Raw genomic sequence first — 14222 nt, forward strand, 5'->3', positions numbered from 1 at the left:
TAAGTTTATATTATTGTAAATTTATGGTTTATTAAACCACGCAAAAGGTAATACAGTTTAATTGATACGGTTAGTAATTTTTAATACATAATGTTTTTATAGGGAAAAATATATGGTTTAACGTAAAAAGTTTGTTATTTAGCTAGTAAAATAGGCTCAATTATTCAATTATTGTAACACTTTAGTATCGTATTTTTTGAATTTTTATTATTATAAACTATGACAATATATGGTATTTAGGGAGACTATGTAATTAGATAATGAGGTGAAAAGATGCAAGATAATAGTCATAGGATCAATTTAATTTATGGTGAAATCTCTTCATTAAATAATAAGATACGTCAAAACAATGAAAAGGTAGACCGATTGGAGCGTGCTTACAGGAATATATCGAATAAGCAGGATGACTATTTTGATAACAAAAGATATATCCATAAACCGGAACTTACCGGCAGTGTATGGAAAGGCCAACACGCTGATAAGTTTCTGGATAGAAGAGATGATATAGAAGATTTATATATGAATATTGGCAATAAGGATATCCAAAATATGCTAGATAGAATTAGAGATGAAATTGAGCATTACAATGCTGTTAATCGGAATTTAAACAATTCGATATCAAATAAAAGGTCGAGAATTGAACAGTTGAGAAATTCATAGGGAGGGGTTAAACGGATGCATGAAATCCATATTGAAAAAAGTGGAGCGAATTCTATTCTAAATGATCTGAAGAGTAAAATTGAATCTCTTGATAAAACGAATCCGCATATTCAATTTGCAGATAGTAAGATGGATTTAATTAATCAGGTTAAACAAATTGAAGAAGAATATTATCAGATTCTAAAAAACTATATAGCTTTGTTAGCTGATAGTGAGGTTACTGCACGGACCAGCATAGATGATTTACTTGAAACAGATCGGGAACTTGCCCGTAAAAATTCATAAAGTTAGGAGGTCCATCCCTTGAAGGTATTGTACGTTAATGAAGTTCTTTCTGAGCTTGATACTTCAATTAAAAAGAAAAAAGAAGAAAAAGAACAAATCCTCGACCTGAGAGATTCCCTTAATAAGATAAGCGGTTCGTCGAAAGATTCACTTGATGGCAAGATGGGAGATGCAATCAGAGAACATTTTACGGTATTGCATATTCCGGCTGTCCTACTAATCAATCAGTTTCTGGATCAATACACAACACAGCTTAAAAAGATTAAAGACTCCATACTAAATTACGAGGATAAGAATGGGTTAATAAAACAGGAATTTATCGATCATGATGTAGAACAAGGCTTAAAGAAAATTGAAAGAATGACAGAAGATCTTATAGAAGATATCAATCAAGACTTTAATGAGGTTAGAGACTTAGTCAGTGCTTCTCCTCTATCAACTACTTCTATCCATTACTCCATAGAATCCGCACGAATTCATAATAAGTCAACAATTGATGAACTCAATGAAATAGACCAGCAAAGCGTAAAGGAATTAAAAAAATCTTTAGAGGATTTAAAGGACATATCCTCTTTCATTAAAAAAATTAAAACATGGTCCAGCAAAGGAATCGTTATTAACGAAAATACGATCAAGGAGATTAATAATTATTTCAAAAAAAATGATACACTCACTGAAATGATTGATTCAGCTGTAGAGCTCTCCGTAGAACAAGGCGATTCAACAGTGATAGGAGATGTCGCTGATTGGCTGGATAAGATGGGGAAATTCAAGGGTGGTACAGAGATTTTAAAGGCGACTGGTGCAGCTGTAGTACTCCTTTCAAAGGCACTTACTTTAGAGAAAAGTGGTAACGGTAAATTTAAAATTAGCGCACATCCGGATTGGAAACAAAACAGTCAAGGGAAGTATAATTCTAAACTTGCCGAAATCATTCATGGAATCCTTAAGAAAGGCAGTAACAGCTCAGTATCTTTTATACAAAATTATTTTTCAAAATTCAATAACGCCCCAAGTAGAGTGTTACGAAGCTTAATTGGGATAAAACCACATTTAAATATGGTTAAGTATGAAGATTTATTAAATGGAAAGATTCTTAAATATTCCGATCAAGCTCTAAGAGCATATAAAGCCTTTCCAATCGATATTAAAGCAACGTTAGGCCAATTTACAGATGTGAATCAATTTAAAGCATTAGTTAAGAAGATACCAGCTGTGGGTACGTTATTTTCCTTTGTTACTAATGCTGGTGAAATAGTAAGTGATAAGAATAAACATAAATCTAGTTTGGAAAGAATAGGGAGAGCAACTGCTGGAATAGGGCTTGATGTTGGTGTTGCTGCATTGACAAGTGGGGGAATGGCATTAGGTACACTCGTATGTCCAGGAGTAGGAACTATCATTGGAGGGGCCGTAGGAGCGACGGTTGGAATAGTCGCATCATTTGCAATCGAAGATAAGGTAAAAGATATTGGAGAGAAAGCAGGGAAGGCGGTTGAAGATACTTATAAAGATACAATAGACATGGCCAATAAAGCTGGTAATGCTGTGAAGAACAAAGTTGACGATTTAAAAGAAGCAGCAAATAAAACCGGTAGTGCCTTGAAAGATAAAATGTCCGATGCAGGAGATTTTGTATCTGGATTATTCAATTAAATTTAGGAGGGAAATTAATTGATTCAAACTAAATCTCTAAAGTTATCTTCTAATGAGTTGGCTGCTGCTTTAGCCTTATGTGGTTATGAAAATGTAGCTAGTGAAGTAATAATCAACTTGAAAAATAGTAGTAAAGACGAAGAGACTGTGGATCGTTTTATAGAATATACTGAATCTACCTTAAAAGGGAAAGGTTACCTGGATGAAACGCGATCAACCTTACTTGTTCCAGAAGTAGAGGACCTGTTACATCTGTTAATGGTATCTACTAAAAAAGTTAGATGCATTAAGGACGAGCATGTACTCTTTATTCACTGTATAGATGAGGAGAATGTGCTACTCCAAGAAATTAAGAATCAAGCTCACTATTTTACTAAACAACAAACAAAGGAAGGGTTTGGAGATACATTAAGAAAGCATTATAGACTAACTAATACTAATGATTCTTTTAGAAGAGAAATTAAGACAATGATGTTGTCTGAGGATTTATACAATGAATTGCATGATTTAAATCCACAATATCTTGAGCATATGATAAGTGATAAGGAATTAGATATTGATTTGAGAGAGTTCTTGGCTGACTTTAAAGATAATAACCAGCAATTTGATAACTTATCTTTTATGGAGATGGACTATATTAGAAATCAAATGGATTTAAGGCAAGTTAACTTCATGTTACCAAACAAGCAATCTATATGGCATCTTGATTACAATAGAATCATGAATAAAGAGGTTTTTATCATTCCGGTTAAAATAGATGAGTATCTTAATCAATTAAATCAGCAGATATTCGATTTTTTCAATATAAAACAAAATACAATTAGGTAGGAATACATAGATTAGGAAGTGGCTTATTATGAAAAAGGTTAGTGCTCTAATAGTAGTGATAATTGGTTTTACCTTAATAGCTCTCTTTTTAAATAGTTTCATGCCTATACCAAGTTCATATATTTTTATAATACTATCGTTTAATTGTATGTATGCTTTTGCTTCTGTTTTCACACAAACCATAGTAATTAGATTATATGAAGCCAATGTGTTTGAAGAGCAAAAGGGATTCTTTGATTATCTTTTTCAATATATATATATAATAACTTCTGGCATTAATTATTATGTTCAATTAACATTTAGTTTATTTCCCTTCTTTATCAGAAAAATTCTATCTATTGTTTTTCTTCTGTCATTGATGTGGATTCTAGGGTGGGTTGTGATGATCTTTGATTAGAGAGATATCGTATTTTAGTTAATTCAAATTAAATTAGTTCTGATGGGATTTAATCAGCAATTAATACAGATTTCTAAATAATCTGGGTCTCGTTGCTTAGTTGAGGAGGTAACCATAATGGAGAAAAAAGGAAGTTTCACTATTTCCACAGAAGAATTGATAAGGGGAATGATTGGATTAGGTTATAGAAAAAAGGCCAAGAAAATGGGAAAAGAGTACTTAAATCCTCAAGAATTGAAAGAAATGCTGAGCACTCTAGATAAGGGAGATAATATACCAAAAGATTTAGGACAAGTAATGAAATACATAGCTAATACGAAACAGAAGATTATATGTAAAATGAGTGAAAAACAGCTTATCTTTTATTCTTATGAAAATGGGAAGCTGCTAGTAGAGTTGTTCGATAACAATAAGCATACCTTTTCCATACACACCTTTAATGATAATTTATCGGAATTATTGGTAGAATTTTATGATATAGATATAGACATAGAGCGAGATAATTTAGACAAACCTCATTCTATTAAATTTGATTATGATTTTTTTGATCTGATTCATACTGTGGCTGAAGAAGAATTAGAACAATTCATAGAAGAAAAAGTGGACAACTTAATAAAGGATAAGAATGCTAAGCCAACGAAAGAATTTTTAAGAGATTTCAAAGTTAATAAACAAAAGGTAAATCAAATTATATTTATGAATGACAATCGTATAAATTTCACAGAAGTTTTCGTTCAGGGGAAAGATTGTATATGGTTTGTAGCAAACGAGGATATTAGGAAACAGGAATTAACAATATCAAGTATCGAAATTAAAACATATCTACAAAAAATCGAGAAACTAATTAAAGATTTCTTTACTGAATTTCTCAAATCAAAAGAAAATAGGTTGAGGAACAAGTTATTTGTATTTAGGAGGGGATTGCCGTTTTTTGTGAAAAGTAATGCGTTGCTAATTTTTTGTTTAGGTCTTTTGTTTATAAATAAAAGTAGCTGGGGTTATAACGGTAATACGTCATTTATAGTTCTTATTATTCAAAGTGAAATTTTATTTTTGTTTTTATCATTCATTGCATGCTTTCGGAGGGAGAAATCCAAATTAAATATAGTAAATAGATAGGTAGTCTGGGTTATATTAGACTATAAATACATAGCTATATTTCTATCTGGATAAATTATCATGTACAAATTATATTTAATCGAACTTCGATCATAGTAAATAAATCATTCGCATGTCTGTTATGTGGTGCCTATCTTTTTATAATAACTTTTATGTCGGGAATCTTTAATTGATTATCTATACTTTTTACAAAATGCCTCTTAACGGTAATAAAACTAAATATAATCCATTAATAAGGATATGATTATTAGATGAATAAATCCATTGGTTTTTTCCTAGCTGTACTTGTATGCAGCATTCCTGCATTCTTATTTAGTAGTGATTTTCCAATACCTAGTGCCTATCTTTTAATAGTGTTACTTACGAATTTAATATTTTCGTTTGCATCCATCTTCATGCAAACAATAATACTCCGTTTATATGAAATCAATGTATATGAAGAAAAAAAGGGAATTCTTAATTACACATTTCATTATTTAGCAATGCTCTTTTCTGGGGTGAATTACCATATACAACTTATATTCAATCGAACTCCATTTATATTAAATAAATTGTTTGCGTTTATCTTTTGTTTTTTTAGTTTCTTCCTATTGTTTGTATTTGCGGCGATATACGATTTAGATGTTTATGTTGCAATGAAAATTTTGTTAGCGAGGAGATAAAATGGCCGATAAAAATGAGTTGAGTCTATCAACAAAAGAGTTAGTCCGATTACTTTTTCAAACAGGAAATAGGAGGAAAGCAAAGGAAATTTCAAAAAGGTCCTTACAAAATGAGAAAAGTAAGCCTGAAATCAATGGAATAGATATACAAAGTTACAGTCCGGCTGAGAATAGAATTATACAATATTTGGGTGAGTCCCAATACTCTATTAATTTTGAGAATGACTCCAAGACATTAATCATTCATTCAATTAAGCTAGATAAAATCTTGACAGAAGTTGTGGAAGATAACCACCATACCTTCTCAATAATCGATTGGGGAGAAGATTTTTATAAATCCTTTATTAGCTTTTATCACTTAGAAGATACCTCCAAGTTAGATTTATACGAAACAACCATCACCATGGAAGTAATAAATTATGATTTGATTCAAGATATGAACAAGGAAGAGTTAAAGGAATTTATACATAATAATAGTGACAAAACATCTGTAAAAAATTTTCTTGAGGACTTCTCTACGAATAACCAAGAGATCAATTCCATAGTTTTTACAAAAAGAGGCCGTGTCGTAAGTATGGAATTCTTTGTTCCAAGTACAAAATGCATTTGGATGATTGATCACACAAATGTAAAAGCAGATGAAATTATTATTCAAAGCCTTGGTGCAGAATCTTATTTTGAAATAATTGAGGATCTAATTAAAAAGACTTTTATAGATTTTGAAGATGAAATGACTAAACTAAATGATAAAGTCTTTTCTTTAAAAAGAGGCTTTCCCTTTTTTATAAAGAGTAATATCGTGCTCGTTATAATTATGTTAGCGATTAATATTAACAGGAACAGCTGGGTATATGTCGGAAGAGATTTTTATGAACTATTTGGAATCTTTAGTGAGGTATTGATCTTATTTATTACACTCATCGCTTGTTTTCGTCCTAAGAGTGTTAAATAGCAGACAACTAAACAAAGTCAGCAAAATAAAGGAAGTGTGGGAGTAAACAAGACATAAAATAAATCGTTTTCCTATATTTAGTACGAATATATTTATAACTATTATAAAGATTATAGGAAAGCTTCTAAGACATTTACGTTTTAGAGGCTTTGTCTATATAGATTTAATAATGGAGAAGCAATTCAGGTAGGTAAGAAAACATTGAGCAGGAAGTGTCGTATATGAAAAAAGTTGGTGCATTTATAGCTGTATTAATAGGTCTAACTTTATTGGCACTCTTTTTGGATGGTTTTATGCCTATTCCGAGTTCTTATATTTTTGTAATACTATCATGTAATATTATATTTGCTTTTGCCTCCATATTTTCACAGAGGGTAGTGATTGGTTTATATGAGGCAAATGTATTTGAAGAAAAAAAGGGATTCGTAGGATATCTATTTCAATATATAGCTATCATATTATCTGGTATCAATTATTACGCTCAGCTAACTTTTAGTTCATATCCCTTCTTAATTAGAAAGGTGATATCTATTGCCTTTCTTTTGTCACTAATGTGGATCCTTGCATGGATTATGGCTATTTATGATTAAAGATGGTTCCTTCATGTATGGATAATTAAGGTCAAATGTATCTTGATAGGCTTAAACAGCAATTCATAGTTTTAATATTCATCGGTTACTTTGTTTAGTTTAGGGGGAACCATTATGGAGGAAATGAACGGATTTTCTATTTCCACACAAGATTTGATAAGTGAATTGGTAAGCTTGGGTTATAAGAAAAAAGCTAAGGAAATTGGTAAGGGAAATTTAGAGCATCAAGAACTGAAAAAAGTACTGAGTACTTCAAGTAAGGAAATTAACTTACCAATAGATTTAGTAAATATTCTGAGATACATAGTAAGTACAAAACAGAAGATAATATGTAAGTTGGATGCAAAACAGCTTATTCTTTACCCGTATATAAAGGGTAACCTGTTAGTTGAAGTTATTGAAGATAATAAGCATACATTCTCCATTCAAGCCTTAGCTTCGGATTTAAAGAATATATTGGCAGAATTTTATGGTATAGACATTAAGAGAAATAATCTGAGCATTCCTAATGCTATAAAAATCGATTTCAATTTTTATGACTTAATCCATACTGTTCCTGAGGAGGAGTTAGAACAATTTATAGAGGAGAAGTTGAATGAAATAATAAAGGATGGGAAAGCAGAGCTAACAAAAGAATTTTTAAGAGCCTTTAAAGATAATGAACAAAAGATGAGCCAAATTACATTCATGAATGAAAATCTTACAGATTTCACTGAATTTTTACTTCCAGGGAAAGATTATATTTGGTTTGTGGAAAATGAAAACGTAAAGAATAAGGAAATAACTATAGCATCTATTGGAAGTAGATCATATATACAAAAGCTTGAGAGACTTATAATAGATACTTTCACTGAATTTCACACATTGAAAGAAAATAGGGTGAAAAATAAATTCTTTTCATTTAAAAGAGGGATATTGTTTTTTGTAAAAAGTAATATGTTACTAACTTTTTTTGTAGTACTTTTGCTTGTGAACAAAAATAGCTGGGTTTATGATGGTGACGCTTCATTGATTTTCAATATCGTTCAAAGTGAAATTTTAATTCTAACTCTATCAATCTTTGCGTGCTTTCGAAGGGAGAAAGCCAAATTAAAGATATTAAATAGATAATTAAATAATTTAATACATAACTATTTTAAATACTACACGAAATGCTTCTAAGACATTCAAGTTTTAGAGGCTTTTTTATTTCTGGAATTTTTACAAGCATCCTGCATAATCAAAATCTCTAACTTAAAGGAAAGACATAAATACTTCTTCCAATTATTATACTTTTTATTGGAAGTGTTTAGTAAAATATAACAAAAGAGGGCTTGAGGTGAGATGATTGAATAAAACCAAAAAAATCATGATTGGTGTGACTGTAACTGCATTGACCATAGGTTTGGTCAGATGTGGGACATCAAATGCGGATCTTCCTCCAGAACCCACAGATTCAGACTGCGGAGATTGGGAATGGGATGATGATGATGGTGTTTGGGAGTGTGATGATGACAACTCGAGGTATCATGGCCATTATTATTATGGCGGTTATTTTTTTGGAAATCGAAGCATGCTTCTGAACAATAAGGGTTACCAATCCTATAAAAATAGTTCCTCTTTTAAGGGGGGGATTAAGGCTAGTTCGGGATTTGGCAGCGGAACAAAATCTTTTGGAGGTTAAGTCTTTGAAAAGGGAGGATTTATATGAATTTATATCTTAATTTTCTTTCATATTTAGGAGTAGCCTTGTTATTGCTTGCTGCAGGAATTGCTCTATTTGCCGTAAGTACGCCGAAGCTGAGGGAATTCAAGTTGATTTCTGAGAAGAACTCTACAGCAGCCATGTCACTCGGCGGTAAGATCGTTGGGCTCTCAATCGTACTTGGGGCAGCAATTGAATATTCCGTATCACTTAGGGATATGGTGATATGGGGAGTTATCGGGATTGTCTCACAAATTGTTGTGTTCTTACTTGCAGAGGTTCTTACGATAAGGTTTAGCATTCATCAGGCAATCGAGGAAGATAATCATGCTGTCGGCATCATGTTAGTCTCATTGTCACTGGCTGTTGGGTTAATTTTAGCGAAGTGTTTATCCTATTAAATAAGGCAGGTAAGTGGAGTGAAGCAATTAACGTATTATTTAGATAAAGGAAATGGGCGGTTTGAGCCCTTTTATCAATACAATCTCCCCACTGTTGGGGTGGATGAGTGCTATGCCAGACAGCTTTGTACGTATTTTATCGTGAGAGGAACACAATATGAGCTAATATCGAATGAAATGTCCGCTGAAGAGGAAATCCTTGTGGTTAAGGAAACAGGGAGGAATTTGCAGGGGGAGAAAGAAAAAAACTACCGCGGTCTAGGGATTCATATTGAATTTCGATATCATGAATTACGGGAAAATTATCGGTTGCTTTCTTGCACTCCTTACGACAGTCATTATGAAGTACTCCGCTATCTCTTGAAGGATGTAGTAGATGTACCGGGCACCGGGCAGATGTTAGTGACGTCCACTGAGATTGATGAAGACCGGGGTGTTTATGTGATTTATGTTAAGGAGTTAGATGATGTTGATGGATAAGTACCATGAAAGAAGAAGCGAATTTTATGATCATATAGAGGGCTTTTGGGCTAATCTTTATGGTGAGGAATATGCCTTATATGATATGAAGCTGATAGACAGGCAAGAAGCAGCACATATACGCCTGGCTACTGAACGAATCGGCAAGGTATACTCAAAAATGGCCTCGCTATTACGTAAAGTTCCATATGAAACTTTTCTCGAGATGGGTTATCCAGAAGAGACAATTTCTTTTTTAAGACTTAAAGTTCACCCGGCTGAAAGTGTGATCGCGCGCCTGGATCTAATTCCATACGGAGATGGTTATAAGTGTATCGAGATTAATTCAGATACTCCCACATTTATTAAGGAATTATTTCATATAAATGGACGTATTTGCAAAGAGTTTGGAACAGAGAATCCAAATGATGGCTTGGAGGTGCAGTTGTATAAGGCAGTTCAGGATAGTATCCAGCAAGTCAGTAAGGGGAAAGCTCCTCATATCGTGTTTACGGCTCATGAGGATCATATTGAGGATAGAGAAACCGTTCAGTATCTTAAACAGGCTGTACCCTCATCCAAGTTCACTCCCTTGCATAAGCTGCAAATCCAAAGAGGCGTAGGCTTATTCGATGAGCTTGGCGTCAGGATTGATATCCTTTATCGGCAAACTTTTCCGATTGAAAATATTATTATGGATCAGGACAAAGATGGGAATACAATTGGCTTATGGTTGCTAGAGTTGGTGGAAGAGGGGAAGCTATCCATCCTGAATCCACCATCGGCATTTTTGCTGCAAAATAAAGCAGTTCAGGCTGTCATTTGGGGATTGCATGAAGAGGGACATCCCTTTTTTACGGAGGAGGAACATAAGTGGATAGAGGATTATTTTCTGCCGACATACCTTGAAGCTGAGCCCTTTTTGAAAAATCAACTGCCTTATGTGAAAAAACCAGCCTTTGGGCGTGAGGGCGACACAGTTGAAATCTTTAGTGAAGATGGCCGATTAATGTACGCAGATAGCCAAAAGTCATATTCTGAGTACACCTCAGTTTATCAACTTTATATGGAACAGCCGACTGTACAATACCAAAGTGAAAAGGGTCTTCAGGAAGGCCGGTTGCTCTTGGGAAGCTTCCTGCTTAATGGAAAATCATCTGCCTTCGGCTACAGGGTTGGCGGAATGATTACCAATAATCTTTCCTATTACTTGCCTGTTGGTATAGGTGATTGATAGATTGCTTGTTTTGTCTTTACTATTATCCAAGGAAGGCCCTATATAGGGTCCCCTGGTTTCTTAATTCCAAAAGTTAAAAATAATCTCTCCAACTATATTAGGTTTCCAATACTTAATTATGTCTAATTCAGCGAAGGTTAAGTCATGATCGTTTTGAAAAAAATCATGCTTTAAATGATTTTTTATAATGGCAGGCTGGTTCAGCTCACTTGTATGGAGTACTTTATAAAACGAGGAAAATATCTCGACAAGATGGGGGAGATCAATGAATTCAATGGATTCATACTCAACACTTGAGGCAAAAGTAAGCAAGGGATAATGCTTATTCAGTAAAATATGTAATTCCTCATTATTAAATGATATATGTGCATGATAAAAACTCATTGGATATGCAGGATCTCTCCATTTATTAAGCGTTCCGCCATTGTAATTAACAATAGAATAACAGAGCTGCTTGAACTGCTTTTCATCCATTGGCGTCAGTTGATTATCTGCTGAATCGGAGAATCCAGTTACCCCATTAGGAAGCCTCATCTGTTCACCGCCATAGATATCTTACGTATTATTGACCAATTAAAGAGAGTCTACCATACAATTAGTTTAGCCGATAGCTTTTTAGTGACTAATATTGCATGGAATCCTCTTAAAAATCTCTTTTTATAGCAATGTATCCATTTGCCATACCAATATGTAGAGAAATAAAGGTAAAATAAGAGAGAGGAGGGGTTAAAGTGGAATACATAAAATATGAAAAAAGAAAAAACTGGACTTTTAGAGTAGTTCTGCTATTACTCGCGATATCAGTCATTTATGCTATATACATGTTAATCAATGCCCCATCAGCCGTTGCCCAGAATGAATATGAACGTGTGAAAAGTGATTATGTATTAATGATTTTGCAATGTTTAACAGGATGTATAGTTATTTTCCTGCCATCCCAACTTGAACATCGCTTCCGCATAGATATACCGGATATCATGGAAATTATGTATTTTATCTTTTTATTTTGTGCGATCTACCTTGGTGAGGTTAGAAATTTTTATTATAAGGTTCCTTACTGGGATTTAATTCTACATTGCTTTAGTGCAGCTATGCTGGGAGCGTTAGGATTCATTATTGTCAATTTCCTTAACAACACCAAGAAAACAATTGATTTAAGTCCCTTTTTTGTGGCTTTATTCGCCTTTTGTTTTGCAATAACCTGTGGAACCGTTTGGGAAATTTATGAGTTTCTTGCTGATGGTGTCTTAGGAACAAATATGCAAAAATTCATTACCGGAGAGGGTGTTGTCTTGATTGGACGAGACGCTGTAATGGATACGATGGGAGATATTATTGTAGATGCTCTCGGTGCATTCACTGTCACCGCAATTGGCTATATTAATTTAAAAAAGCAACAAAAAAGTAGAATCATAGAGGATGAAGAACAGCAGATATGGAGTAAATCTGAAAAGACTGGTTCTTAAGTATGGCAAAAAGAAGTTGCACCTGCAGTCATTAACCAAGCAAAGGTTAATGTGCTTAGATCTATATGTATATTGAACTGAAAAAAATCTTTAGCTACTCATTTTATTAAGGAGTGATTAGGTGATAAAGATGGTTGAAAAAGCAATCCAGGATATTTATCCGGACGATTTTGCTTGGTGCTATGGCTGTGGGCGACTGAATAAAGATGGACATCATTTTCGGACTGGCTGGGATGGTGATAAGACAAAAACCGTATATGAGCCAAAATCCGCTCACATGGCAATACCAGGGTTTGTCTATGGGGGAATCATTGCATCCTTAATTGATTGCCATGGGACTGGCTCTGCCTCTCTGGCCCTCCATCGGAAGAACGGATGCGATGTGGGAGATGGTGCAATACCACCTCGATTTGTAACTGCTTCATTACATGTTGATTTTATGAAGCCTACACCTGAGGGAGTCCCATTGATTGCAATCGGTACTTTAACTGAAATCCATCCGAAAAAGTGGAAAGTGGAAACAGAGGTTTACGCCGAAGATATACTTTGTGCCAGGGGAGTCGTCGAAGCAGTCGTTATGCCTGGTACATTTAAAAGATGAATGAATTAAAGAGGCAGTGTTAAACAAAGGGTTTTGAGACCTTTTGTTTGCACTGCCTTTATTGTTGCTCTAATATAAAATCATTTAGAGCAGCCTTTTTAATTGAGAGATAAGATACATAATAGAAATCATTTGTTTTCTGTTTATATAAATACGCATATGAGTTTGAATACGATTGAAGTAGGGTTGGAAAAGATAGTAGGGTTGATTACCCAAAATAATGATAGTGGGGTGTATACTGAATGGATCATCAGTTGGAACTGGCAACATTTGCGGGCGGCTGTTTTTGGTGTATGGTATCACCATATGACGAGCAGCCGGGAATTATAAAAGTCGTATCCGGTTATACGGGTGGCCATACGGAGAATCCATCATATGAAGAGGTTTGCAGCGATACAACAGGCCATTATGAGGCTGTTCAAATTACATATGACCCTGAAAAAATGTCATATGAAACACTGCTTAAACAGTATTGGCAGCAAATTGACCCGACAGATGCCGGAGGGCAATTTAATGATCGAGGCGATTCTTATCGAACAGCCATTTTTTATCATAATGAAGAGCAGCATCGCTTAGCCGAGGATTCTAAGGAGGAACTGGCCAACAGTGGACGATTTCAGAAGGAAATTGTAACAAAGATACTCCCGGCTGGCCCGTTTTACAGAGCGGAAGAGAAGCACCAGCATTATTATAAGAAGAATCCTTTTCACTATAATATCTATAAAGAGGGATCGGGCCGTGCTCGATTTATAAGAGATAACTGGAAGAATACAAAAAGTGATGAGCAGCTTCGAGCGGAATTAACACCGCTCCAATACGAGGTAACAAGGAATAATGCAACCGAGCCGCCATTTCAAAATGAATATTGGGACAATAAGGAAGAGGGAATCTATGTAGATATCATTTCGGGTGAACCTTTATTTAGTTCACTTGACCAATATGATGCTGGCTGTGGCTGGCCGAGTTTTACGAAACCAATACAGCGACATGAAATGGAAGAAAAGCTTGATACTTCATATGGGATGCGAAGAATCGAAGTAAGGTCCAAAACATCAGACTCTCATCTGGGGCATGTTTTTGATGATGGGCCTGGACCGGACCAGGCACGTTATTGTATTAATTCCGCTGCCCTCCGATTTATCCCTGTAGATCAGTTAGAGGAAAAGGGATATGGTCAATATTTGAGTTTATTTGAAAATGAATGATAAGAAAGGACTGCCTATTA

Annotated in this window: 16 protein-coding genes; 15 read left to right on the top strand and 1 reads right to left on the bottom strand. The window is 34.3% G+C overall.

The window, feature by feature from the left end; all coding sequences use genetic code 11:
* Window positions 1–273: 273 nt before the first annotated feature.
* The 12 genes from AC4D4B_RS06975 (at window position 274) to AC4D4B_RS07030 (ending at window position 10927) form a co-directional block, all read left to right on the top strand.
* On the top strand, window positions 274–660 hold the full coding sequence (locus AC4D4B_RS06975; RefSeq protein ID WP_490999517.1) for a YwqH-like family protein: 387 nt from the start codon (window positions 274–276) through the stop codon (window positions 658–660).
* A 15-nt stretch (window positions 661–675) separates the two neighbouring features.
* Complete coding sequence (locus AC4D4B_RS06980; protein ID WP_490995155.1) at window positions 676–945, top strand: DUF5344 family protein; 270 nt, start codon at window positions 676–678, stop codon at window positions 943–945.
* Window positions 946–963: 18 nt separating this feature from the next.
* Window positions 964–2601: a T7SS effector LXG polymorphic toxin gene (locus tag AC4D4B_RS06985; RefSeq protein WP_490999518.1), complete on the top strand. Its 1638-nt coding sequence runs from the start codon at window positions 964–966 to the stop codon at window positions 2599–2601.
* A gap of 18 nt (window positions 2602–2619) precedes the next feature.
* Window positions 2620–3429, top strand: a complete 810-nt coding sequence (locus tag AC4D4B_RS06990) for a hypothetical protein (RefSeq protein ID WP_490995153.1) — start codon at window positions 2620–2622, stop codon at window positions 3427–3429.
* Window positions 3430–3943: 514 nt separating this feature from the next.
* Window positions 3944–4945, top strand: coding sequence for a hypothetical protein (locus tag AC4D4B_RS06995; protein WP_490995152.1), 1002 nt, complete (start codon window positions 3944–3946; stop codon window positions 4943–4945).
* Window positions 4946–5608: 663 nt separating this feature from the next.
* Entirely contained in the window at window positions 5609–6559 is a 951-nt protein-coding gene (locus AC4D4B_RS07000) for a hypothetical protein (RefSeq protein WP_490995151.1), read from the top strand.
* Between the two features lie 221 nt (window positions 6560–6780).
* Window positions 6781–7149, top strand: a complete 369-nt coding sequence (locus AC4D4B_RS07005; protein WP_490995150.1) for a hypothetical protein — start codon at window positions 6781–6783, stop codon at window positions 7147–7149.
* 114 nt (window positions 7150–7263) lie between these two features.
* Complete coding sequence (locus AC4D4B_RS07010; RefSeq protein WP_490999519.1) at window positions 7264–8259, top strand: hypothetical protein; 996 nt, start codon at window positions 7264–7266, stop codon at window positions 8257–8259.
* A gap of 217 nt (window positions 8260–8476) precedes the next feature.
* A complete protein-coding gene (locus AC4D4B_RS07015; protein ID WP_490995148.1) occupies window positions 8477–8812 on the top strand; it encodes an aminotransferase yhxA in 336 nt (111 codons plus the stop codon).
* A 23-nt stretch (window positions 8813–8835) separates the two neighbouring features.
* Window positions 8836–9234 carry a DUF350 domain-containing protein gene (locus AC4D4B_RS07020; RefSeq protein WP_490995147.1) on the top strand — a complete coding sequence of 133 codons (399 nt, stop codon included), beginning with the start codon at window positions 8836–8838 and terminating at the stop codon, window positions 9232–9234.
* Window positions 9235–9252: 18 nt separating this feature from the next.
* On the top strand, window positions 9253–9714 hold the full coding sequence (locus AC4D4B_RS07025) for an RNA helicase (RefSeq protein WP_490995146.1): 462 nt from the start codon (window positions 9253–9255) through the stop codon (window positions 9712–9714).
* Entirely contained in the window at window positions 9707–10927 is a 1221-nt protein-coding gene (locus AC4D4B_RS07030; protein ID WP_490999602.1) for a glutathionylspermidine synthase family protein, read from the top strand. Before AC4D4B_RS07025 ends, AC4D4B_RS07030 begins: the two co-directional genes overlap by 8 nt.
* Window positions 10928–10990: 63 nt before the next feature.
* Here AC4D4B_RS07030 and AC4D4B_RS07035 read toward each other — a convergent pair whose 3' ends face one another.
* A complete protein-coding gene (locus AC4D4B_RS07035) occupies window positions 10991–11464 on the bottom strand; it encodes a hypothetical protein (protein WP_490999520.1) in 474 nt (157 codons plus the stop codon).
* A 197-nt stretch (window positions 11465–11661) separates the two neighbouring features.
* Between AC4D4B_RS07035 and AC4D4B_RS07040 the strand changes: the two genes are divergently transcribed.
* The 3 genes from AC4D4B_RS07040 (at window position 11662) to msrA (ending at window position 14202) form a co-directional block, all read left to right on the top strand.
* Complete coding sequence (locus tag AC4D4B_RS07040; protein WP_490999521.1) at window positions 11662–12396, top strand: DUF2238 domain-containing protein; 735 nt, start codon at window positions 11662–11664, stop codon at window positions 12394–12396.
* 130 nt (window positions 12397–12526) lie between these two features.
* The gene (locus AC4D4B_RS07045; protein WP_490999603.1) at window positions 12527–12997 is read left to right on the top strand and encodes a PaaI family thioesterase; all 471 of its coding nucleotides are present in this window, start codon (window positions 12527–12529) and stop codon (window positions 12995–12997) included.
* A 242-nt stretch (window positions 12998–13239) separates the two neighbouring features.
* Window positions 13240–14202, top strand: coding sequence for a peptide-methionine (S)-S-oxide reductase MsrA (gene msrA / locus AC4D4B_RS07050; RefSeq protein ID WP_490999522.1), 963 nt, complete (start codon window positions 13240–13242; stop codon window positions 14200–14202).
* Window positions 14203–14222 lie beyond the last annotated feature (20 nt).

The organism is Pradoshia sp. Z6_59 (assembly GCF_058267515.1).

Bases quoted from the DNA above. Each gene is read 5' to 3' on its own strand.
- AC4D4B_RS06975 (WP_490999517.1), top strand. From the start codon at position 274: ATGCAAGATAATAGTCATAGGATCAATTTAATTTATGGTGAAATCTCT.
- AC4D4B_RS06980 (WP_490995155.1), top strand. From the start codon at position 676: ATGCATGAAATCCATATTGAAAAAAGTGGAGCGAATTCTATTCTAAAT.
- AC4D4B_RS06995 (WP_490995152.1), top strand. From the start codon at position 3,944: ATGGAGAAAAAAGGAAGTTTCACTATTTCCACAGAAGAATTGATAAGG.
- AC4D4B_RS07000 (WP_490995151.1), top strand. From the start codon at position 5,609: ATGGCCGATAAAAATGAGTTGAGTCTATCAACAAAAGAGTTAGTCCGA.
- AC4D4B_RS07005 (WP_490995150.1), top strand. From the start codon at position 6,781: ATGAAAAAAGTTGGTGCATTTATAGCTGTATTAATAGGTCTAACTTTA.
- AC4D4B_RS07010 (WP_490999519.1), top strand. From the start codon at position 7,264: ATGGAGGAAATGAACGGATTTTCTATTTCCACACAAGATTTGATAAGT.
- AC4D4B_RS07020 (WP_490995147.1), top strand. From the start codon at position 8,836: ATGAATTTATATCTTAATTTTCTTTCATATTTAGGAGTAGCCTTGTTA.
- AC4D4B_RS07030 (WP_490999602.1), top strand. From the start codon at position 9,707: ATGGATAAGTACCATGAAAGAAGAAGCGAATTTTATGATCATATAGAG.
- AC4D4B_RS07035 (WP_490999520.1), bottom strand. From the start codon at position 11,464: ATGAGGCTTCCTAATGGGGTAACTGGATTCTCCGATTCAGCAGATAAT.
- AC4D4B_RS07045 (WP_490999603.1), top strand. From the start codon at position 12,527: ATGGTTGAAAAAGCAATCCAGGATATTTATCCGGACGATTTTGCTTGG.
- msrA (WP_490999522.1), top strand. From the start codon at position 13,240: ATGGATCATCAGTTGGAACTGGCAACATTTGCGGGCGGCTGTTTTTGG.